This is a genomic window from Taklimakanibacter deserti (genome assembly GCA_003574785.1).
Genome location: QORU01000021.1, coordinates 100,064 through 120,735, shown reverse-complemented (window position 1 = coordinate 120,735; position 20,672 = coordinate 100,064). Strand labels below are relative to the sequence as shown.

The 20,672-nt window shown below is 62.4% G+C and carries 22 protein-coding genes and 2 pseudogenes; 4 read left to right on the top strand and 20 right to left on the bottom strand.

The features are described 5' to 3' along the window. Positions 1 to 258: 258 nt before the first annotated feature. From DS839_RS32545 to DS839_RS32490, 13 genes are all read right to left on the bottom strand, one after another. Positions 259 to 1,416 (bottom strand): ABC transporter substrate-binding protein, encoded by a 1,158-nt coding sequence (locus tag DS839_RS32545; protein WP_119274709.1) that lies wholly within the window; start codon positions 1,414 to 1,416, stop codon positions 259 to 261. A gap of 36 nt (positions 1,417 to 1,452) precedes the next feature. Next, a complete protein-coding gene (locus tag DS839_RS32540) occupies positions 1,453 to 2,514 on the bottom strand; it encodes a branched-chain amino acid ABC transporter permease (RefSeq protein ID WP_119274708.1) in 1,062 nt (353 codons plus the stop codon). 6 nt (positions 2,515 to 2,520) lie between these two features. Beyond that, complete coding sequence (locus DS839_RS32535; protein ID WP_119274707.1) at positions 2,521 to 3,417, bottom strand: branched-chain amino acid ABC transporter permease; 897 nt, start codon at positions 3,415 to 3,417, stop codon at positions 2,521 to 2,523. 5 nt (positions 3,418 to 3,422) lie between these two features. After that, complete coding sequence (locus DS839_RS32530; protein ID WP_162918955.1) at positions 3,423 to 4,997, bottom strand: ATP-binding cassette domain-containing protein; 1,575 nt, start codon at positions 4,995 to 4,997, stop codon at positions 3,423 to 3,425. Between the two features lie 19 nt (positions 4,998 to 5,016). After that, positions 5,017 to 5,568: a DUF1330 domain-containing protein gene (locus DS839_RS37090; protein WP_368912051.1), complete on the bottom strand. Its 552-nt coding sequence runs from the start codon at positions 5,566 to 5,568 to the stop codon at positions 5,017 to 5,019. 511 nt (positions 5,569 to 6,079) lie between these two features. Further along, positions 6,080 to 7,108, bottom strand: a complete 1,029-nt coding sequence (locus tag DS839_RS32520; RefSeq protein WP_119274705.1) for an ABC transporter substrate-binding protein — start codon at positions 7,106 to 7,108, stop codon at positions 6,080 to 6,082. 27 nt (positions 7,109 to 7,135) lie between these two features. Further along, positions 7,136 to 9,202, bottom strand: coding sequence for a betaine/proline/choline family ABC transporter ATP-binding protein (locus tag DS839_RS32515; protein ID WP_368912050.1), 2,067 nt, complete (start codon positions 9,200 to 9,202; stop codon positions 7,136 to 7,138). Then, complete coding sequence (locus DS839_RS32510; protein WP_119274704.1) at positions 9,199 to 9,984, bottom strand: SDR family NAD(P)-dependent oxidoreductase; 786 nt, start codon at positions 9,982 to 9,984, stop codon at positions 9,199 to 9,201. The genes DS839_RS32515 and DS839_RS32510 overlap by 4 nt, the downstream gene beginning before the upstream one ends. After that, positions 9,981 to 10,613, bottom strand: a complete 633-nt coding sequence (locus tag DS839_RS32505) for a class I fructose-bisphosphate aldolase (RefSeq protein WP_119274703.1) — start codon at positions 10,611 to 10,613, stop codon at positions 9,981 to 9,983. The genes DS839_RS32510 and DS839_RS32505 overlap by 4 nt, the downstream gene beginning before the upstream one ends. Continuing rightward, the gene (locus DS839_RS36745; RefSeq protein WP_162918954.1) at positions 10,610 to 10,753 is read right to left on the bottom strand and encodes a hypothetical protein; all 144 of its coding nucleotides are present in this window, start codon (positions 10,751 to 10,753) and stop codon (positions 10,610 to 10,612) included. The genes DS839_RS32505 and DS839_RS36745 overlap by 4 nt, the downstream gene beginning before the upstream one ends. Continuing rightward, entirely contained in the window at positions 10,750 to 11,739 is a 990-nt protein-coding gene (locus DS839_RS32500; RefSeq protein ID WP_119274702.1) for a zinc-dependent alcohol dehydrogenase, read from the bottom strand. Before DS839_RS32500 ends, DS839_RS36745 begins: the two co-directional genes overlap by 4 nt. After that, entirely contained in the window at positions 11,736 to 13,046 is a 1,311-nt protein-coding gene (locus DS839_RS32495; protein ID WP_119274701.1) for a xylulokinase, read from the bottom strand. Before DS839_RS32495 ends, DS839_RS32500 begins: the two co-directional genes overlap by 4 nt. Further along, positions 13,043 to 13,789 carry a GntR family transcriptional regulator gene (locus DS839_RS32490; protein ID WP_119274700.1) on the bottom strand — a complete coding sequence of 249 codons (747 nt, stop codon included), beginning with the start codon at positions 13,787 to 13,789 and terminating at the stop codon, positions 13,043 to 13,045. Before DS839_RS32490 ends, DS839_RS32495 begins: the two co-directional genes overlap by 4 nt. A gap of 235 nt (positions 13,790 to 14,024) precedes the next feature. On the opposite strand from DS839_RS32490, the pseudogene DS839_RS32485 reads away from it, so the two are divergent. Then, positions 14,025 to 14,684, top strand: a pseudogene (locus tag DS839_RS32485) (nitroreductase); the annotation flags it as partial. 93 nt (positions 14,685 to 14,777) lie between these two features. Here the strand turns inward: DS839_RS32485 and DS839_RS32480 are convergent. The 4 genes from DS839_RS32480 to DS839_RS32465 all read right to left on the bottom strand — a co-directional run bounded on the left by DS839_RS32480 (position 14,778) and on the right by DS839_RS32465 (position 16,989). Continuing rightward, entirely contained in the window at positions 14,778 to 15,266 is a 489-nt protein-coding gene (locus DS839_RS32480; protein WP_119274699.1) for a hypothetical protein, read from the bottom strand. 82 nt (positions 15,267 to 15,348) lie between these two features. Then, complete coding sequence (locus DS839_RS32475) at positions 15,349 to 15,843, bottom strand: hypothetical protein (protein ID WP_119274698.1); 495 nt, start codon at positions 15,841 to 15,843, stop codon at positions 15,349 to 15,351. 77 nt (positions 15,844 to 15,920) lie between these two features. Continuing rightward, positions 15,921 to 16,193: a hypothetical protein gene (locus DS839_RS32470; RefSeq protein WP_162918953.1), complete on the bottom strand. Its 273-nt coding sequence runs from the start codon at positions 16,191 to 16,193 to the stop codon at positions 15,921 to 15,923. A gap of 130 nt (positions 16,194 to 16,323) precedes the next feature. Next, positions 16,324 to 16,989 (bottom strand): cyclic nucleotide-binding domain-containing protein, encoded by a 666-nt coding sequence (locus tag DS839_RS32465; protein WP_119274696.1) that lies wholly within the window; start codon positions 16,987 to 16,989, stop codon positions 16,324 to 16,326. 108 nt (positions 16,990 to 17,097) lie between these two features. Between DS839_RS32465 and DS839_RS32460 the strand changes: the two genes are divergently transcribed. The 3 genes and pseudogenes from DS839_RS32460 to DS839_RS32450 all read left to right on the top strand — a co-directional run bounded on the left by DS839_RS32460 (position 17,098) and on the right by DS839_RS32450 (position 19,535). Beyond that, on the top strand, positions 17,098 to 17,529 hold the full coding sequence (locus tag DS839_RS32460) for a hypothetical protein (protein WP_162918952.1): 432 nt from the start codon (positions 17,098 to 17,100) through the stop codon (positions 17,527 to 17,529). Positions 17,530 to 17,879: 350 nt separating this feature from the next. Continuing rightward, a pseudogene (locus tag DS839_RS32455) lies at positions 17,880 to 19,050 on the top strand (M20 aminoacylase family protein). Positions 19,051 to 19,199: 149 nt separating this feature from the next. Beyond that, positions 19,200 to 19,535, top strand: coding sequence for a hypothetical protein (locus DS839_RS32450; protein WP_119274694.1), 336 nt, complete (start codon positions 19,200 to 19,202; stop codon positions 19,533 to 19,535). Positions 19,536 to 19,551: 16 nt separating this feature from the next. On the opposite strand, the gene DS839_RS32445 is transcribed toward DS839_RS32450, so the two are convergent. From DS839_RS32445 to DS839_RS32435, 3 genes are all read right to left on the bottom strand, one after another. Beyond that, on the bottom strand, positions 19,552 to 19,749 hold the full coding sequence (locus DS839_RS32445; RefSeq protein WP_119274693.1) for a hypothetical protein: 198 nt from the start codon (positions 19,747 to 19,749) through the stop codon (positions 19,552 to 19,554). Positions 19,750 to 19,782: 33 nt separating this feature from the next. Beyond that, entirely contained in the window at positions 19,783 to 19,998 is a 216-nt protein-coding gene (locus tag DS839_RS32440; protein ID WP_119274692.1) for a DUF2171 domain-containing protein, read from the bottom strand. A 259-nt stretch (positions 19,999 to 20,257) separates the two neighbouring features. After that, positions 20,258 to 20,665, bottom strand: coding sequence for a (R)-mandelonitrile lyase (locus DS839_RS32435; protein WP_119274691.1), 408 nt, complete (start codon positions 20,663 to 20,665; stop codon positions 20,258 to 20,260). Positions 20,666 to 20,672: the final 7 nt, after the last annotated feature.

The following is a 20,672-nucleotide window of genomic DNA, read 5'->3' as shown; positions in this document are numbered from 1 at the left end:
GGTCTCGGTTCAACACTTCCCGGCAAAATAGAAACCCAGAACGGCAAAGATCAATCAATTCAATCAACGAGTTGGGAATAGTTCACGGGAGACTAGAAAAACATGCATGCCATGTACGCGCTCAACCGTGCCGACCGCCTGCGCCGGTCGTCCGAACGAGCCGCGTCTCACCACGCGATCAACATCCGCCGTCGTGAACTTGCCGGCCTAAGCGACGTTGTCAGGCACAGTGATAGGCTTGAAAGCCCAACCTGTCATTTAGGCCGCCGGCTTGCGGTTGCCCATCGGTACGAACTTGCCGTCCTTGACGGTGATGATGGTCACCTCCTTGTCCGGTGCGCGAGACTTGTTCGAGAAGTCTGCATTCCCAGTTACGCCGGCGAAGCTGGTGATGGTGAAGATGGCGTCATTGATCGCCTTCGAACTCAGATCAGTCGCCTTGTTCATCGCCTCGACCATCAAGTTGACCGAATCGTAGCCGAGGCCGGCAAAGGCGTTTTCCGGTGGAATACCGTACTCGGCCTGGTATGCGTCGATAAATTTGGCGACCAGGGGATTGTCCTTACTCATCGCCATATGCGTCGTAAAATAGACGTCGACGGTGTTGTTGGCGCCCGCGTTCTTGACGAGATCCGCATTGTCGAAGGCATCTCCCCCGATGATCGGGATCTTGACGCCGGCTTCGCGAGCTTGGCGGACGAAGGTGGCGTCGTCGCCCGGATTCATCGCCGCATAGATGATATCCGGCGCCGGATTGGTGCCGCGGATCTTCGTGATGTGGCTGGAATAATCCGTATCGCCGGTGTGGTAGCTGCTTTCCTCGATGATCTTGCCGCCATCCCTCTGGAATCGCTCTTTGAAAAACTGCGCGATGGCGCGTGTGTAGTCGGTATCGCCGTCGCGAAGGAGGAAAGCGGTCTTGGCGCCCAGATCCTTCATGGCGAATTCCGCCGCGACATAGGCCTGATAGTCGTCGCCGAACGGCATCATATGCGCAAACTCGCCAATCTGCTCGGGCAGGTTAGGCACAGTGCCGCCGGTATCAAGATAAGGAATGCCGGCATCCTGTGCGATCGGCGCGCTCGCCAGATAGAATCCCGAATCGCAAACGCCGACGATCGCGATGACCTTATCTTCATGGACCAAACGCTGGGCCGCGTTGGCGATGTCCGCCAGCGTACTCTTGCCGTCATACTGAATAAGCTCGATTTTCTGCCCCTTGACGCCGCCGCCGTCATTGACCTGCTTGATTGCCAGCTTGGCACCCTTGAGTGCCGGATCCTCGATCGTGGCGTAGGAACCGGTCAGGCTGTAGATCGATCCGAGCTTGATTGTGTCGGCCGCACCGGCAAACTTCGCGAACCATGCCGTGCCGACGGTCGCCGTGGTAGCGACCAGGAACGTTCGTCGTTTCATTGTTTCGCATCCTTCCCTTTTCACGTGGCTTTTCGTTCAGACATCGACGCTGGCGCCACCTTGCCTTGAGCTGCGTCGTCTCCCAGTTCGCGGCAGATCGAAGATGGTCCGCCACGAAAATTCCTTCGCGCCGGCGAGCCCGCCGGGTCTGACCAGCATTACCCCGATCAGAATGAGCGCCGTCACAATCTGCGTCAATCCGTTGAGCGCCGGGATCTCGATGCCGAGGACGCTCCCGCCGCGCTCCAGTGGTATGATGAATTGCGGCAGGATGGTCAGGATCACGGCGCCGACAATGCTGCCGGTGATGCTGCCCATGCCGCCCAGGATCATCATCGCCACGCCGAGAAAGACCGCGTTAAACGAGAATTGGCCGGGTGTCAGGATGCGCAGCAGATGGCCGAGCAGCCCGCCGGCGATGCCGGCGAAGAACGCGGCTATCGTGAATCCGATCAGGCGCGTGCGTGCGACATTCACGCCCGACATCTGCGCCGCCACGTAGTCGTCGCGCACCGCGCGCAAAGCGCGCCCGAACCTGGAATGGACGAGACGGTAGACGACAAAGATCGTCAACACCAGGAAGCCACCGATCCACCACAAGTTGGAAAGACGGGGGATGCCGGAAAGTCCCAAGGCGCCGCGCGTATAATCGACCAGATTCACGATTGCGACCTGAACGATCACCGTCAGGCCCAGCGTCGCCACGGCAAGATAATGTCCGCGCAGCCGCAAGACGGGCCAGCCCACGAGGATGGCCGCGACGGAGGCCACCAGGCCGCCGATCAGCAGAGCCGGCAGGAATGGCATCTGCAACTGTAGAAGCCAGTCAGGATAGCCGGGAATGCGCGCGCTCTTCATGGCCACCGGATAGGTGAGGATGGCTGCAGTGTAACCACCAAGCGCCATGAAGGCCGGGTGCCCAAGCGAAAACATGCCACCGAAGCCGGCCGCGAAGTTGAGGCTGACCGTGGCAATGATGTTGATTCCCAGCAAACCGAGAATCTGCAGATAGAACGGATTGAGCCCAGCCTCCGCGGCCCAGACGGCGAGCGCGAACAGAAACAGGGCGATCAACGTCAGGGACGTCGTACGGCTCATCGGGCTCTACACCTTCACCGTCTCGGCCTTGCCGAACAGCCCGCTCGGCTTCACCAGCAGTACGAGAATCAACACCAGAAAGACGTACGCGTCGCGATATTGCGCCAAAGCATCCGGCAGGTAGCCAACCAGGAATGTCTCCAGCAGGCCCAGGATGAGGCCACCGACGACAGCACCGGGGAACGACCCGATGCCGCCGATCACCGCCGCCACAAAGCCCTTGAGCCCCGGTAGGAAGCCGGAAAGGGGCGTGAGATGACCGTATTTGTAGCCGATCAGAACACCGGCAATGCCCGCGAGAGCGGACCCGATCAGGAAGCAGATCATCACCATGAACGGCACATTCACACCCATCATGCGCGCCGCGCTCATGTCCTGGGCCAGCGCTCGTAGCGCACGACCATGACGCGTGTGCTTGAGGAACAAGTGCGTCGCGAGGGTCGCCGCGAGGGCAACGACGACGATCGCAAGGTCCACATTGCGCAGCACGATTTCGCCCAGCCGGAACGGCTGGTCCAGAAACGGCGCCGGGGCAGGCCGCTTCGGCTGCGGCGAGGTCAGCATCAACACGAGATTTTGCAGCAAGAGCGACACGCCCAGCGACGCCACCAGCAGTGTGACCTCCGGCGATTTCAGCAGCGGTCTGTAGACTGCCCATTGGACGAGGAAGCCCATGAGCGTGGCGCCGGCAAGCCCACTGAGCAGGACCACCCAAGCCGGCGCCCCCATCGCCGAAACCGGCAAGGCCAGAAACACGCCGACCATCAGAATCTCGCCATGGGCGAAGTTGATCATGCGCAGGATTCCATAGACCATGCTGAGCCCGATCCCCACGAGGGCATACAGGAATCCAAGGACCAGGCCGTTGGCCATATGTTGCAGAAATTCGCTGAATGGGGTCATCGGCACTATCCTAGATATGCTTCGATCACGTCGTGACGTTCCTTGAGGTGGCTAGCGGGACCCGAGAGGGTCACCTTGCCGGTATCCAGCACGTAACCGAAGTCGGCCACTTCGAGAGCCATGGCGGCATTCTGCTCCACCAGCATGATGGAGCAGCCGAGCTTGCGGATCTCTGCGATCGTCTCGAAGATCAGTTCGACCAGGTTGGGCGCCAGGCCGAGCGACGGCTCGTCGAGCAGCAGGAGCGTCGGTGCGGCCATCAAGGCGCGACCGATCGCGACCATTTGCTGTTCGCCGCCGGACAGGGTGCCGGCCAGTTGCTTGCGCCGTTCGGCAACGCGTGGAAACAACGCATAAACCCGGTCCAGACCTTCATTGATCGCCGTCTTGTCCGTAACTTTGTAGGCACCCAGTAGCAGATTCTCCTGCACGGTCATTTCGGGGAACAACCGGCGCCCTTCAGGGCACATGACGATGCCCTGCGCCACCCGTTGCTCGCATGACAGCCGGGTGACGTCGTTGCCGCGGTACAATAGCTGCCCTTGATGAGCCGCGACGATGCCGCTGACGGTCGACAGCAAGGTCGTCTTGCCGGCGCCGTTCGCGCCGATGATCGTGGTTATCCCACCGGCCGCGATGTTCAATGAAACGTTTGCGAGCGCCGGCACCACGCCATAGCGCACGGCGATGTCCTTGACCTCGAGCACGAGTGGCTGCGCTGTGGTGCCTTCCGCCGCTCGCGCGCTTGCACTCAATTGACCGGTGCCCAAATACGCCACCACGACATCGCGATTGTCGCGTATTTCCGCAGGCGAGCCTTCGACCAGCAATTTGCCGAAATCGATGACTGTGATGCGCTCGCACAGGTCGGTGACGAACTGCATGTCGTGCTCGACCAGCAGCAGGCTGAACCCGCGCTCGGCATGCAGCGCCCTGATCAGTTCCATCAGTTGATGGCTCTCGGCGCCGGTCAGTCCAGCCGCAGGCTCGTCAAGCAGCAACAGCGATGGATTGGCGACCAGGCTACGCGCCAGGTCGATCCGCTTCTGGACGCCATAGGGCAAATTGCCGGCCATATCGTGGGCATAGTCGGCGATTTGCAGAGCATCGAGCGCGTCCATGCTCCGCCGGCGCACCTCCGCCTCGAAGCGCCGAGAATCCGGCAGACCGAGCAGAATCGACGCCGGCGACGGTGGCTCAGCGCCGAGGTGCGTTCCGAGCATGACGTTCTCGATGACGCTCATGGCCTGAAACAGCCGCAATGTCTGGAACGTGCGCGCCACGCCGCGGCTGGCGACCTGATCCGCTCGCAGGCCGAGGATCGAGCGACCGGCGACACGGATATCGCCACCGCTCGGACGATATAGCCCCGTGATGACGTTGAAGGCCGTGGACTTGCCCGAACCGTTCGGCCCGATTAGCCCACGGATCTCGCCCGCATTGAGCCGCAGCGAAAGCTTGTCCAGCGCGTGGACGCCGCCGAAATTGATTGAGACCTGATCGAGTTCCAACACGGGCGCGTCGAGGGACGATCCGCGGCCAGGATAACCGGTAAGAACAGGAGTGGTGGGCGTGTTCAATTCCACTGACATCCTCACTCTATGCCGGCTGCGGCCCTTCGTAACCCTGGACTATTGCCAGATCCATGACCGACTTGCCCTGGCGCAGGGCCATCGCCTTCGCATATTCGAGCGAGTGATAGCATTCGCGCGCCGCCTCATAGGATGGGAATTCAATAACCACGACGCGTGAACGGGGTCTGCCTTCGGCTGCTTCAGCAGGTCCACCGCGCACCAGAAAGTGACCGCCATACTTGCGGAACGCCTTGGCGTTCTCCGCGACATAGGCCTTGTATCCTTCCGGATCGCTCACGTCAGCGAACACAACCCAATATCCCTTTGGCATCCGATCAGGCTCCCTGTCCAGCGACACCACGGCCAGGTCTTCTTCGAGCAACCGCTTGAGCTCGGCTCGATCGGTTTCCTGAGAGAGCCACAGCTGTGCTCGGACAGCCCTCGCTTCTCGGGAGTCCCGCCCGCTCAGCTCCACAGCAGCGATGACTTCATTCTGGGCAATGATTTCGGCTTCGGCGTGCTCGATACGCTTTCGCAGGCTGGCTATGCGAGAGTTGAGCTCTTCGTGAGCGGCCATGCCGTAGCAAAGCACAGAAACAGCCTGATGCAGAGCCGAAAAGCCTTAGGCCTCCTTCAATCTCACACTGGAGCCGCGCCGTTCCCGGAGATGAGGAGGGGCCGCCTGAAACCCTGAGCATCCGGCAGGCGGGTGGCCTTGCGAGGAGCCGATTTCCCGGCTAACTACTTGAAATCGCTCACTGCCGACTGATTGCGCCTGCGGAAATCCCCGCAATTATCCCGTATCTGGTGTCTCCAAACCTGAACCTGCTTCACGGTGACAGGCGCCTGGGTTCTGCATAAGGCTTGCCCCTGCGGGCAGCTAGCGCCTTGCCAACTGTCCGTAGGGGCGAGCGGTCTTAATGCCCCCGGTCGCGGTCGTCCCGGCCCGGAGCCCCAAGCTCCGGGTTTTTTTTACTGTCACAATTGCCACCCGGCACGGACGCCTGAAAAGTGGAATACGGACGCTGCCCAAAAAAGGTTTCAGGCTGGATGCCGAATATTCCGGCGCAGGGAGACCGTTGCCTGTCCTATTGGGTGCCCTTGAGCCATTCGCCTTCGATGGTCGCCTTGTTGGCGGCGATCCAGGCCTTGGCGACCTCCTCCACCGGCTTCTTCTCGACCTCCATGGCGAGGATCCACTCGTTGACCACGTCCGCATCAAGCTTGACCTGCTTGAGGAACTGGGAAACCTTCGGCGCGCGTTCGGCGAATGCCTTGGAATGGGCGATGTTCACGCGGGTCGGCGGCTGGCCGCAGGAAATCTTGGAAGCTTCCAGCCAGTCGTTGCGCTCCTGAGGCTGATAGAAAGTATAGCAGCCCTTCTCATTGTAGCGTTCGCTGCCCTTGGCGCCCTCGGTGGTATAGCCGTTGAACTCCGGTTCTTCGAGCTTGCTCAGCTTGTAGGCCGCGAAGATCCATTCCGGCGTCCAATAGTAGAATACGATCGGCTTCTTGTTTTCATAGGCATCCTTGAGCTGGGCGAGAAAGACGGCCTGCTCGACCGTCGTGTATTCCATCGTCTTGTCGAAGCCATCGGTCTTGCCGCGCACCTGGGTGTGGTTGGTCGACTCCCAGCCCACGGCTCCCGCCCACAACTCGCCCTTGCCATTGCCGTCGGTATCGAAAAGCTTGGCGGCTTCAGGCTTGGCGAGATCGGCCAGCGCCTTCACGCCATGCTCTTCCACCACATAGGTCGGCACGAATATGCCTTCCGTGCCCAGATAGGGCGTGTCGTTCAGGATGATGGTCTGGCGGCCTCCGGGCAGCACATAGTTCTTCATCTGCTGCGGCAGATGGTCGGTCCACATGTCGGCCACGATGTCGACGGTGCCGTCGCCCTTGTCGAGCGCCTCGTAGAGCGCTTCCTGCGCTGCCGCGATCGTCCCGACATCGGCATCGAGATAGGTTTCCATGACCTGCTTCAGGACTTGCTCGATGGCTCTCGATCCCGGCCAATCGAGCTCGCCGATCGTCACCTTGGTCTTGGCTTCGGCAAAGGCGGTGAATGTCGCGAGCGAGATTGCCGCGATGCCGGTCATTCTCAGATACTTCAACATGTCTTTCCTCCTTGATCGTCCAACACGTTATTTCCCGCCGGTTGTTTCACCGCGCGGTTTTCCGCGCACCATGCGGTCAAGCGCCATGGCGCACAAAACGATTGCGAGACCCGCGAGGAATCCCTGGCCGGTCTTCAAATGCTGCAGAGATCGGATGACATCAAGGCCCAGGCCGCCGGCGCCGATCATCGCGGCCACCACCACCATCGAAAGCGACATCATGATCGTCTGGTTGATGCCAAGCCGGATGGAGGGGAGCGCCAAGGGAAGCTCGACCTTCATAAGCTTCTGGAGCGGACGGGCGCCGAAGGCATCGGCTGCCTCGCGCACCGTCGCCGGAACCTGCTCGATGCCAAGCGCGGTCAGGCGAACCATGGAGGGAAGCGCGAAGATGACCGTGGCGATCACGCCCGGCGGCTTGCCGATCGAGAAGAAGGCGACAGCCGGAATGAGATAGACGAAGGTCGGCAGCGTCTGCATCACATCCATCACGGGCTCGAGCAGGCGCTTGGACCTGACACTCTTGGCGCAGAGAATACCGAGCGGAAGGCCGAAGAGAACGCAGATCAGCACCGCCGACGCGACCAGCGCCAGCGTCGACATGCTTTTTTCCCAGAAACCGAAGAGACCGAGATAAGCGAGGCATGAAGCGGTAAAAGCCGCCGCAGCCAGGCCTGAAAGCCGCCAAGCGAGAATGACCGCGAGCCCGGCCGTCAGCGGCCAGGGGGTCGAGACCATCGCGGCTTCGACAATGTTCAATATGGCGCGCAGAATGTAGGTGAAGACGTCGAAGAAACCGACCCATTCGCGCTTCATCCAGCCGACCGCGGCATCGATGATCTCTGCGGCTCCGATGTCGAGGCCCTGGGGCACCGGAAAGCCGCTCAACCATGACGGAAGCTCGAGCGATGTCGTCCACCAGACGGCCGCCGCCAACAGGAGGGCCAGCATGGACCAGGCCGGAGCGCCGAGCGTCCTGACGGTACGGCCTCGGCTCTCTATCTGTTTGTCTTCGGTACGACGCTCGAGGTGAGATCCAGATTCATCTGGACGGGCTCCCCGTCCAGCCAGTGCCGCGAGCATATCGGGGATGCGGACGACGCCGATGATCATGCCATCGCCGTCGCGCACCGGAAGATCGCCTGTCTCCCGTGCCGCCATCCGCGCCGTTTCCGACAAAAGCGTATCCGGCCTGACGCCCGCCCTGATTGCGATCTCGGCGCGTTCCGTCGGCAAGAGCGGCGACATGACATGCCCGGCATTCAGCGTATCCCTTGACGAGACATCGCGCACAAAGGCTGCGACATGCGAGTCTGCCGGCGCCATGATGATTTCATGAGGGGCGCCGGTCTGGAGCAGCCGGCCATCGCGCATGATGGCGATGCGCGAGCCTATGCGCATCGCTTCGTCGAGATCATGGGTGATGAAGATCGAGGTTTTGCGCAACCCTCTGCATAGGCCAAGAAACTGGTCCTGCAGCTCGCGGCGGATCAAGGGGTCGAGCGCGCCGAAGGGTTCGTCCATGAGCAGAATGTCCGGATCGCCGGCGAGTGCCCTGGCGAGGCCGACCCGCTGCTGCATGCCTCCGGAAAGTTCACCGATCGAAGAGCCTGCCCAAGCCTCGAGCTGCACGGCATCCAGGACCTCGCGCGCCCTGGCCTGGCGTTGCGCTTCCGGAACATCCCTGAGCTCCAGGCCGAAGGCGACATTCTCCAGCACGCTGCGGTGCGGCAGCAGCGCGAAATTCTGGAAAACCATGCCGATCTTGCGGGCTCTCAGATCGCGCAAGCCCGAGGTGGAAAGTTTTGCGATATCCTCGCCGTCGATCAGGACCTCGCCGGCCGTCGGTCGCACCAGGCCATTGATGTGGCGAAGCAGCGTGGATTTGCCGCTGCCCGACAGGCCCATGATGCAGAAGATCTCGCCCGGGCGGACGGAGAAAGTCGCATCGGCGACGGCGACGACGCTGCCGAACTTCTCCTTGATCTCGTCCTTGCCGGCATCCGTTTGCCGCATCGCCGCCAAGGCTGAAGCGGCCGCGGCCCCGAAGACCTTCCAGACACCCCGACATTCGACGGCGGGAGTTGGCGTCACCACATGCCTCCCAGAGCAACAGTTATGGCCTCGCCATTTATGCCTTGGGCGGCGTCGCTCGCAAGAAAGGAGATCGTCCGGGCGACTTCATCGGCTGTGAGCACGCTCTTGCGCGGATAGGACATTGCGCGCTGCCGCCAGACCTCGTCCACGCTCAATCCCCGGCGCTCGGCATCCTGCAGGGCATTGCGCTCGGCCATTTCGGTGCGCACCCAGCCCGGGCAAACGGCGTTCGCGGTGGCGTTGTAGGCGCCGATATCCCAGGCGACCGAACGCATCAGCCCGATCAGGCCGTGCTTCGAGGCGCAATAGGGGGCCATGGAGGGTGCTCCGACTTCGCCGGCGGTCGAGCTCACATAGACGATGCGGCCCCAGCCTTCGGCCTCGATCGACGGCGCAATGGCCTTCGACATGAGAAACGGAGAATCGAGATTGACCCGCATCGTCTGACGCCACGCCTCATAGGATTGCACAGCGATCGGCTGGTCGATGTAGCCCGGGAGCCCGGCCGAACAAATGAGAATGGTCGGAACGCCGAGGCGCCGGGCCGCGGCGAACACGGTTTCAGTCGATGTGGGCTCGCCAAGATCTGCGGCGCAGAAGGCTATGCCGGCATGCTTTTGCGCGACAGCCTCCAAACGCCGCTGATCTCGGCCCGTGGCCAGGACTTTGGCCCCGCGACGGGCAAGCGCCATGGCCGTCGCTTCGCCGATGCCGCTCGAGGCGCCGGTCACAATGGCGACCCGGCCAGCCAGGTCCTGCCCATCGCGAGGCGGCGTCATGCGGCATCCTCCCCTGTCTCTTGGGTTGCGTGAACCAGCCGGCAGAAGCGTTGCATCGCCTGCGCCGGGTCGGAAGCGCCCCAGGCATTGCGACCGATGGCAACACCGGCAATTCCGCTCGCCAATGCCCTGGCTATGGAAGCGTCATAGGCTCGGCCGTCCTTCGCCGGCGCTCCGCCCGCGAGCACGACCGGAATATCGCAGGCCGCCACCGCGCTTGCGATCCCTTCCCCCGGGACGGGCATGGTCGTCTTGATCACATGGGCGCCGAGCTCCTGGCCGGTCCGGCAGGCGGCAGCGATAGCTTCCGGCGCCTCAGGCGTGGGATACATGGCGCTTTCGACCGGCATGATCTCGCAGAGATAGGTGAAGCCGCGTGCGTCGCATTTTGCGGCAAGACGCGCCGACTGGCGCAGGGCCTCGAGCTCGAAAGGAGCTCCAAGCTGTATGTAGTTCAGAACGGTTTTGACACCGAGCCTCTCCGCATCATCGAGATCATAGGCCATGACATATTCAGTCAGCGGATACTGGCCGCCCAGCGTCAGCGACGTCAGATCGAGCTTGAGGATGGGTTTAACGGGACCGAAGGCGGAGCGGAAATCGCGTATTGTCCCATAGCTTGCGATCATCGCATCGACCCCGTAGCACGCGCCGCGGCGATGATGGCCTTGCGGTCTTCGAGACCGGGGCAGGGCCACGAATAAAGCGAATGATCGATGGCGATGATGACGGTCCGGCCGTCATCGCTCAGGCAATCCGGCCGCGTCATGTCTCGGGCTCCGGCGTGAACATGATCTTCAGTCCGGTAAAATTCTGTCGCGTCCGCAAGGCCTTCTCCAATGTTGCAAAACCGCAGGTCGATGTCACGAGGCTCTCAAAAGGCACATGCGGATCCATGAGGAACTGCAAGGCTTCGTCGTAACGATGCCGTCTCTGGTTGGGCGGCGTTCCGATCCATTCGCTGCCGATCAATTCGATCTCGCGATAGTGGATGTCGTTGAGATCAATGACGGCCTCCCGCCGGTTGCCGAAGCCCGCGAACAGCACGACGCGTCCGCCGGGCCGCGCGGCGCGGATCGCGGGCATCACGAGATCGGGGTTGCCGATGGTGAGAATGACCGCATCGGCGCCCTCCCCACCGGTCCATGATTTGACGTCGTCGATCCAGCTGTCCGGAGACGAGACGGCAGCAGCACCGAACGTGAGCGCCACCGATCGGCGCTCCGCCAAAGGCTCGACCGCCAGCACCTCGCAGCCCATGCGCGCGGCATCGGCGATGATCTTGAGGCCCATCACGCCCGCGGCGATGACCACCAGTTTTCCGCCCGACAGGAGCCGGGCCTGGTCGCGCACCGCATGAATGCAGTCGGCCAGAGGCTCGATGAAGATCGCGCGGCGCACATCGAGGGATCGCGGCAGAAGCATGGGCCCGCGCGACCAGTCGACGGGCATGACCGGAATGGTGGCATAGTCGGCGTAGCCGCCATAGGTGTCGCCATAGACCCTGTCGCCCGCCTTGAAGCCGGTGACGCCCGAGCCCACCTCGGATACCTCGCCCAGCCATTCGTGTCCGGGGTTGAAAGGATAATGGCCGTCATTCACGCCGATCTCATATTTGCGTGAATCGGTGGCGCAGACGCCGCAGGCCTCGATCTTGACTTGTATCTCACCCGCCTTGGGCCGAGGGACCGGCACGCGATCGACCTCGAGCTGCCTGATGCCCACGAGCCGGGCCGAGCGCATGCCGGCACTCATGATGGAATTCTCCTTTCATCGGTCACGCGGCGGATTTCACCCATCATCGGCGCCAACAGGGCGCCGAGCCGCCGATAGGCCTGAAGCTTCTTCGTATAGACGCCGTGCTGGCGGGGACGCGGACGATAATGCCGTTCGACAGGCAGGCGGATCGTCACGCCGCAGCTTCTGGCCGCGAGAATTGCCGGCCCAAGGCTCGCATCGGCGCCCGCGATCACATCGAGGCGGGCGCCCAGGGCGTCGGACAATTCCACCATCAGCGAAGTGTTGCGGGTGCCGCCGCCCGCGACCGTCCAGCGCGGGATCCGGCCGAACTCTTTTTCCAGGCGCTCCGCAATGTCGGCCGCGGAGAGGGCGACACCCTGGACAAAAGCGCTGCGCAAATCTTCAGGCGTCGTGTGCGGCGTCAGCCCGGCAATCACACCCGTCGCCTGTGACGACCAGATGGGCGCGCGTTCGCCAGCAAAATAGGGCAGGAGCAGCGGCGTCGATCCCGATCGGGCCGAGGGGCCGGGCTTCATCCATTGGTCGGCGAGAAGGAGAGACGACCCGGCGCAATTGGTCCAGCCGCCGGAAAACCATCCTTCTCCCAGATGGGGCACCGCGCGCAGGCTCCGATCCCGCACCGGTTGCGCCGTCAGGATGCCCATCACTAATGTCGAGCCGAGGACGATCGCCGCTCTCGTCGTCTCGCCGAAGCCCAGCGCGGCAAGGTCGGCCGCACTGTCATAGGCGCCATAGGCCACAGGAATGCCCTGCGGCAGGCCAAGGCGGCGGGCGGCCGCCGCATCGAGCGGACCGGCATGGTCGAGCGATGACGCCTCGACCGGCAACCGAATGCGCTTGGGCAGCGAAGCTTTGCGGAAATCCGCGGCGGTCAACCTGTCCATCACGGTGTGTCCCACGAGACGCGAGACGAGATATCCGGTGACGTCACAGATGAAACGGGCTTTCGAAAATCGCGCAGGCGCCTTGCGGCGATACTCTCGCAAGCGTCCTTCGAGGTCATCCTCCTCGCCGTTCGCGGGTGAGAATAGCGGCAGATAGCCGATGATGCGCCGAGACTGATCGAGAAGGATGGGAGCGGGACCAAAGCCGCAAACGGCTATTCCGGCGATAGTCACTTTGCGGTTTTGGCGAAGCGCCAGCCGGACGGCGCGATCCATCGCTTCCACCAGGGCCTCAGGCGTCGGATCAGCGCTCGCATGGGGAAGGCGAGCGCTCGCCAGTACCTTGCCGGTCGGGGAGAGAACCGCGCTGCGGGCCCCCGATAGTCCAATATCGATGCCAAGAAATCCGGTGGTCATCGCAATTCGGCCTTGAGAGTCGTCTGAAACCGGTAGCGGTCGCCTCTGAAGACTGTTTCGCTGAGCTCGACCGGCACACCATTGACGTCGCGGCTTATCGCACTGCAGGCGAGGAGCGCCACCCCCGGCCGAACCCGCAAACGCCGTGCCTGCTCCTTCGTCGCGGAGGTGGCCGAGAGCACATAATCCGCGACAGCGGGCCCTGCGCCCGCCTCGCGCAGCGCCGCGTAGAGAGAACCTTTCGCCAGATCGGCGCGCATCAGTCCGGGCGCTCGCCGGACAGGTATCCGGCTGTGCTCGATGCCGACAGGCTCGCCGGCAAGGATGCGTATCCGCTCGACGTCGAACAGCTCCGCTCCGGCAACAAGCTGAAGCGCTTCGGCCTCCTCGCGGTTCGCCAGGCGAATCTCCTTGCGGATCACCTGCGAAGCGGCGGTGAGGCCGAGGGCGGCGGCCATTTCCGTGAAACTGCGCAGCACGTTCTGCTCGCCCACTTTCGGGGGAGCGACGAACCATCCCTTCGCTTCACCGGAGACCAGGATTCCCCGTTCCTTCAACTCGCCGAGCGCGCGCCGCAAGGTGACCCGGCTCACACCGAGCAGCTTGGCCAATTCACGCTCGCCCAGAATGCGCGATCCGGCGGCGATGCCGCCGTCGCGGATGTGCTCCTCGATCCGGCGTGCCGCGGCGCTGTAGCGATGCGGCTCTTGGACGATGACGCTTGAAGGTTGATCCTGAGCCACCAGACCAGATTAAGACCAGAAACGAACCAGTCAAGGTCCATTGTTCACCCCCGCTCCCAGCGAAGGCCTAGACCATGTCATATGACCCCTCACCCCAAATGCCGGATGCGACTAACCCCTGAGTAGAATGGGCCGGCTCATCTCGATCGACTAGCCTCGAACCACTGCATCTCGTCGCGAGACGAATCCGCGCCGCAGGTTGTTGCGGGGCATCAGCGAGTGGAGGTGGACGATGATCGACGTGTATGAGGCGGTCGCCAGCCGACGGGCGGTGCGCGGATTCACCGACCGGGATGTGCCCAAGGAGGTGTTGCAGCGCGTCCTCGCCGCCGCGGCCTGGTCGCCATCCGGATCGAACCTCCAGCCGTGGAACATCTATGTGGTGACCGGCGGGCCGTTGGCCGAGCTCAAGAAACGCGCCGGCGAACGCGTGGCCGCAGGCGACCCGTGGGACAAGCGGGAGTACCAGATGTACCCGCCCGAACTGAAGTCCCCCTACAACGAGCGCCGGTCCGCCTTCGGCAAGGAACGCTACAGCGCGCTCGGCATTGCGCGCGAGGACTGGGAGGCGCGTCAGCGGGCCGCTTCCGCGAACTGGAGTTGCTTCGGCGCGCCCGCCGCCCTGTTCTGCTACATCGACCGCGACCTGGGACCGCCGCAATGGTCCGACGTCGGCATGTATCTGCAGACCGTCATGCTGCTGCTGCGTGCCGAGGGGCTGCACAGTTGCCCCCAGATGGCGTGGTCGGTCTATCGCAAGACCGTCGCGGAAATCGTGTCACCCAAGGACGGGCTCATCCTCTTCTGCGGCATGTCGATCGGATACGAGGATGTCGCGGTGCGTTGTATCCGCACGCGCCGGGCGCCGCTCGCCGAGACCGTCACGTTCGTGGGTTCGGCGGAAAGCGTACCCGACCGCCGCCCGGATTTGCTGGTCACCGAGATGGCCACTGAGGACGTTCGTTAGCCGACATCTCCGCAAGAACGGTTATTTCGAGTTCAGGACCGTATCCACCGCCTCGGCGATCCACTTCTCCGGAGTTACGCCGGCCGCCGCGGCTTTGCTTCTGATGGCATCGACCACCGGCGGATCGAAGGGAACATCCAGGATAATGGCCTCGGCGCCCTCGAAGGAATAGACGAGCCGGGTAATGCGCATCGCGAATTTCTGCACGCGCGAGGTCTTCTGCGGCACGGTAAGCGATGTGTCCGCGGCGACGATCGGGCAGTAGGAGCCGATCAGGCCGTCGATGATCAGAGCAGAGGAAAGACCTTGCCGGCGCAAGGTGTCGATGGCCGCGTCCAGTTTGGCCGGATCGTCCAGGGGATCGCCGACCGGCAGCAGAGCCGCCATCTCGGCGGGACCGAGCTTGAGATAATCGCCAGGCTGCGCCGGGCATTCGAAATTCGAGCTCGCCGCCACCGCCGTTGTCGTCAGGCCGAGGAGGACAAGAAAGACTACCGAAAGATGCCGCAAGACCCCCTCCATATCATCGCTTATGACGATCGAGTATCTGTATCGTTGGTACGTGCATTCTGCAACCGCGCAGGAATCGCCGTCACTTCACGCAGGCTGCCGCCCAGGTTTTGACATCCGCCGTGACCGGGAGCGTCAGGCTCTGGCCGCCGAGCGTGGCTTTGAAGCTTGCCGCTTTGGCGAGCGCGGCCGTGAATGCCGCCGGATCGGTAAACAAGTGGCCGCTCACGTCCCAGGATCCGGTCAGTTCGACAAAGCGCAGTTCCTCGATGGGGAAGCCGAAAGTCTTGCCACCGGCTTTCACCGCAATCTCCTGCTTGTCGCTGGTGATGGCTGCCGCTGCATTCTTGGACGGCACATCTGCGACATCAAATGAGATGCGGCGAGAGCCGTCGCAGTGAAGGCTCGCCGCATTGCACTCCTCCTCGCAACCTTTCTCGGAGAACACCACGCTGGAGGCCGGCGCCTCGCTTTCGCCACTGAGCGTGGTTTCGTAACTGTCAGCGGCTTCAGCCGCCTGTCCAGGGAGGGCGGCAAACAGCACCGCGGCGGCAAGGCTGGCGGCAAGGCGCGTCATCGCCAAAGCGTAAGTCGGCAGCACCTCAATAGCAAGCCGAGAGCTTCAGCATGTCCGGGAGCAAGGTTCGCACGCGATCAGTAAGTGCGGCCATAGGGGCGGCAAAAAGGCGGTATCCAGCCGTCATAGGTGTCGTAGTAAAAAATGCAGCGGTCGCTCCAGCCTGCGTTGGGCTCGCCCCACGGATATTTCTTCTTCCCGTGCGGATATGCTTGCTTCTTCTGGTCGACCTTCTTCTTTTTCTTTTTGACAGTGGTCTGTGCCGCCTCCGCCGGTTGCGGATCGATGGGCAGGGTGGTGTGGATGAAGCCTCCCAGAATCACGCAAACCATCAGATGTCGCATAGCCATGATTGTCTTTCCTTCTCATCCCCGATGGTTTGCTCCCCTTTTTACCTGTTTTGTAGCTATTTCAGCCGCACCCCGGCGGCATGAAACCACGCAATGCTAACCACATCCGGCGGCGCGAGGAAAGTCGGCTTCAAAGGATCGGATAGTAAGCGAAATCCGGCGTGTTGGCGCCGCTCCGACTCAAAAGCTTCTCGAGCTTCTCCAGCGCCTTGGTGATCACCCCGGGGCGTTTGCCCTCGCCCAGTTCCGCCTTGATCTCGACAATGATTTCATTGGCGGCGTCGAGACGTTGCGCCAGCAGCGCCGATACATAAAGCAAGGCCGCGGCGTTCTCGGCGAGCAGCGAGGAAGCCTTGGCGACATGGAATTCGGAGCGCTCCACGGCGCGCACGTCGGCGGTATGCGGCTTGTCCAATATCACGGAGAGCTCGCCGAACACCGCGCCGGGCTCGGAGACGACAGCGATCTGCAGGCCGTCTCTGACGACTTCGACGACGCCCTGGCGAAGAATGAACAATTGCCCGGTCTTCGATCCCGCCGCCAGCACGGTTTCTCCGGGCTCAAAGGTCTTCGCCGGAAGGGAAGCGAGGCTCTTCTTGAACGCGGCTAGGTCTGGAATAATCCCCATAATCTCTGATCCTCTCGTCTCCATGAAGCTCCGACGAGCATCTGCTGTCCGGCCGATTCCCCTGAGCCTGACGCCAATCTGACGTTGCGTATGAAGGGGGTCAATGGCCGAGAGAAGCGGGTCTCCACAATCCAGCAATGCGTGATCCTCATGCAACAGGGCGGCCATTCGCGAGAGCTACGACGGCCAAATTAATCCTGATCGTGCCCGGCTTTTTGGGCTATCCTTGACAGGCAATATCATCATCTCCGGCTCAGGATGATCGTGGAGAAGCCGATGTCGCGATGGCTGGTGCTGGCGGCGATGGCGCTCGCTGCCGGAATGAACAGCCCGCAGCCGGCGCTTGCCCGATCCTCGACGATCGGCTGGCGGCCCGGCGGCGATGTCTACAGCTACATCGCCCAAGCCCTGGACATGATCCGCAGCGGCAAGGGCTATCGCGTGACCGGCGATCAATATTCAGCCGCGGCGATGCAAGTGGTCTATCTCGAGAGCCGGATGCCGGCGCGCATCTGCGCCAGCCCCGGCGCCAAGCTCAATTTCCATCTCGGTTTCGACAAGGAGACGAAAAAGCCCATGAAGGGCCTCGACCCGGTGTGGGTCGCCTTCATCGGGCCTCGGAACCTGAAACGCCTCGGCAAGCTTCCCGCCTATGGAAAAGGCTTCAAGACGGTGAAGGCTAGCGACTATCTGGGACTGTGCAAATAATCGCGGCCCTCCGAAGCCTTGGCGAAGGAGGGCCCTGCTTCGCGCTGACGCGCTTCGCAGGACTGGAAAGGAGCCCTCCGAAGCTTTAGCGAAGGAGGGGCCGGCTGATTGTCGCAGCACAATCTAGGGGTTGGCCTCAAGACGGAAAGCTGTGACTATGCCCGGGGCTCGCGCCAAATCCAACCCCCGGTGATGAAGCGCTCCCTAAAGCGTGATGGCATTGCAGTGAATGGCCATCACGCTTTACCGTCGAAGCCGGCATCGCAAATGGCAGCGCGGCGCATCGCCTCTCGCGCCTGAACGAGCTTCGTTTACTCTGCCGTTTTGCCTCCTTCTTCATGAGGATTCGCATGCCAGTGCTTCCCAGAATTGCCGATTTCGCGGACGAGCTGACCGCCATACGCCGCGACCTTCACAGCCATCCCGAAATCGGCTTCGAGGAAATCCGGACGAGCCGCATCGTCGCCGAGAAGCTCGTCTCCTGGGGCATCGAGGTTCACACCGGCCTCGCCCAGGCGGGCGTCGTCGGCGTGCTGAAGGGCCGGCAGACGGGCATGCGCAGCATCGGCCTGCGCGCCGACATGGACGCCTTGCCGATGAACGAGCAGACCAATCTCGCCTATGCCTCGAAGACGCCCGGCCGCTTCCATGGCTGCGGCCATGACGGGCATACGACGATGCTGCTCGGCGCCGCCCGCTATCTGGCGGAGACGCGCGATTTCGCCGGCACCGCGGTTTTCATCTTCCAGCCGGCGGAAGAAGGGCTCGGCGGTGCGCGCCGGATGCTGGGCGAAAGGGCTGTTCAACCGGTTTCCCTGCGACGAGATCTACGGCCTGCACAATGATCCTCTCGCCCGGCCGAACACGGTCGGCGTGAAGCCCGGCGCGGCGATGGCGGGTGCGACCTTCTTCGATATCACGGTGAACGGCGTCGGCAGCCATGGGGCGATGCCGCATCACGCCAAGGATCCCATCATCGTGGCGACGAGCCTCGTGCAGGATCTGCAGACGGTCGTTGCCCGCAACGTTCCGGCGGTGCGCCCGGCGGTGCTTTCGGTCACCCAGATCCATTCGGGCTCGGCCTATAATGTCGTCCCCGACACGGCGACGATTGCGGGCACCATCCGCTATTTCGACGATGCCACCATGCAGCTGATCCATGATCGTGTCCGCGCGCTGTGCGCCGGGGCGGCGCTTGCTCATGCGGTGAGCATCGATGTCGACCTGCGCAATATCTTCGACGTGCTGGTCAATGACGCCGGCCTGTCGCAAGCCTATCTGGCGGCAGCCTCCGAGATCGTCGGCCCCGAGAATGTGTCCGAGACCAAGGAGGTCGTGACCGGCAGCGAGGATTTCGCCGACATGCTGAAAGTGGTGCCCGGCGCCTATTGCACCTTGGGGCACAAGGGCGGCATTCCGGTGCACAATCCGGCCTTCATCCTCGATGAGGAGGTGCTGCCGGTCGGCGCCAGCATCATGGCGCGCATCATCGAGCGGCGCTTGCCGCTCACGCCGGCATAGTTCCACCGCCGCGGCGGCCGGAACCCTGCCTCCCGTGACGGTTAACAGCCGCCAGACCTCCGGTTTCTTCCCCAACGCTAATTCGATTTGACGCCATGTCAGAGCGAAGGCAGGATATGGCGGGCGCCCATCCATGAGAGGACAGAAATTTGCGTTCACATCCTCATGCACGTCATATCGTTTGGCTTATCCTCGCCGGCGGACTTCTCCTGTCCGGCACGGCTTCGGCCCTTGCCGAGGTGGCGGGAACCGGGCCTGCGATAAACAAGAAGGAAATGCCGAACTACTGCCGCAACATGGCCATTGAGATGTTCGCGGTGAAGCCGAACAAGGTGAAGCTGAAGAAGCTCGTCGAGGGCAGCAATGTCTTCTCGGTGCCCGGTGCGGCGGACCAAGGGTCCAACGGCACGCGGGCCTTTCAGTGCACCTTCGATGCCGAAGGCAGGTTTGTCGAAATGGTCGTCGAAGCCCAGGGCGGCGAGTAGCCGCGCCGGACATTCATCACGCTGCCGGATCGACGGCGGTCAAAGGTGTCTTTGACGGCGGATTGCTGCGCGCCGCCATCATCAGGCGTGCCGCGATCTCATTCTCCTGTGCCGCGGTGATCGCACCATGCTCGCGCGCATATTCCGCGCATTCCTGCTGAAGTTCCTTGTAAAGCGCCGCGAGCTGGGCGCCGTCGAAATAGCCTGTAGCCATGCTCAATTCCTCCCTCAGGAAGGGATGCCGCGGTCAATGCGTAAGGTCATTCCAGCGTTTGGAAATATAGACCTCGCGGTCTACACGCCTGACCCACTCTTTCGGTATCGGCTGGTCGGACCTGTTCATGAAAATCTCGTCTGCCGTGCAGCCGCTCACATGACCGGCACACCGGCCGTCTGCGGTAATGACTTCCATCTGTTGGCGGACACGGCTCATCGGATCATCGTGAAGGCGAGTTTCTGTCATTCTTGCCTCCTTGCACCGTCATGAAGCGATCATATGCCTGAGTGTCGGCGCAAGCGAATCATATTTGCGCAGAACGCCCGTGTTTCCGGCCATTTTAACGCGATTTAATGCGATGGTGACATGTTAGATGTTCAAGGAAGCGTGACCGCGTACGCTAACGTACATTCGTTTTCGTTCGCTTTCGCACTTTCGTTCGCGCAATTCGAAAGAGCGCCGCAATCGCGCGTGAATAGAGAGGCAAGCTGGGAATGTATGACTCCTAGCCGACTTTACCCGCATTATATTGCTCGTCGCTGACCTGCTCGAGCCAGTCGGCCGTGTTGCCGTCGAGCGCTTCCTGAATGGCGATGTGAGTCATCGACGATGACGGTGCCGCGCCATGCCAATGTCTCTCGCCGGGCGGAAACCAGACGACGTCGCCCGGCCGGATCTCCTCGACGGGACCTCCCCAATGCTGTGCCCGGCCGGTGCCTGAAGTGACGATCAATATCTGGCCGAGCGGATGCGTATGCCAGGCGGTGCGGGCGCCCGGCTCGAAGGTGACGGCGAGCGCGCGCACGCGCGCCGGATCGGCCGCGTCGAATACCGGATCGATGCGCACATTCCCGGTGAAATACTCAGCCGGGCCTTTTCTCGACGGCCGCGAGCCGCTTCGCTTGATGTCCATCTTCATC

Coding starts and splice junctions, on each gene's coding strand:
- DS839_RS36745 (WP_162918954.1), bottom strand. CDS start 10,753: ATGACGCGGCCGGATTGCCTGAGCGATGACGGCCGGACCGTCATCATC.
- DS839_RS32460 (WP_162918952.1), top strand. CDS start 17,098: ATGTCGCGATGGCTGGTGCTGGCGGCGATGGCGCTCGCTGCCGGAATG.
- DS839_RS32445 (WP_119274693.1), bottom strand. CDS start 19,749: ATGGCTACAGGCTATTTCGACGGCGCCCAGCTCGCGGCGCTTTACAAG.
- DS839_RS32510 (WP_119274704.1), bottom strand. CDS start 9,984: ATGACGCCGCCTCGCGATGGGCAGGACCTGGCTGGCCGGGTCGCCATT.
- DS839_RS32475 (WP_119274698.1), bottom strand. CDS start 15,843: ATGACGCGCCTTGCCGCCAGCCTTGCCGCCGCGGTGCTGTTTGCCGCC.
- DS839_RS32500 (WP_119274702.1), bottom strand. CDS start 11,739: ATGAGTGCCGGCATGCGCTCGGCCCGGCTCGTGGGCATCAGGCAGCTC.
- DS839_RS32495 (WP_119274701.1), bottom strand. CDS start 13,046: ATGACCACCGGATTTCTTGGCATCGATATTGGACTATCGGGGGCCCGC.
- DS839_RS37090 (WP_368912051.1), bottom strand. CDS start 5,568: ATGGCCGCTCACGAAGAGCTCAACTCTCGCATAGCCAGCCTGCGAAAG.
- DS839_RS32535 (WP_119274707.1), bottom strand. CDS start 3,417: ATGACCCCATTCAGCGAATTTCTGCAACATATGGCCAACGGCCTGGTC.
- DS839_RS32520 (WP_119274705.1), bottom strand. CDS start 7,108: ATGTTGAAGTATCTGAGAATGACCGGCATCGCGGCAATCTCGCTCGCG.
- DS839_RS32540 (WP_119274708.1), bottom strand. CDS start 2,514: ATGAGCCGTACGACGTCCCTGACGTTGATCGCCCTGTTTCTGTTCGCG.
- DS839_RS32435 (WP_119274691.1), bottom strand. CDS start 20,665: ATGGACATCAAGCGAAGCGGCTCGCGGCCGTCGAGAAAAGGCCCGGCT.
- DS839_RS32440 (WP_119274692.1), bottom strand. CDS start 19,998: ATGACAGAAACTCGCCTTCACGATGATCCGATGAGCCGTGTCCGCCAA.
- DS839_RS32505 (WP_119274703.1), bottom strand. CDS start 10,613: ATGATCGCAAGCTATGGGACAATACGCGATTTCCGCTCCGCCTTCGGT.
- DS839_RS32465 (WP_119274696.1), bottom strand. CDS start 16,989: ATGGCCGCCCTGTTGCATGAGGATCACGCATTGCTGGATTGTGGAGAC.
- DS839_RS32545 (WP_119274709.1), bottom strand. CDS start 1,416: ATGAAACGACGAACGTTCCTGGTCGCTACCACGGCGACCGTCGGCACG.
- DS839_RS32470 (WP_162918953.1), bottom strand. CDS start 16,193: ATGGCTATGCGACATCTGATGGTTTGCGTGATTCTGGGAGGCTTCATC.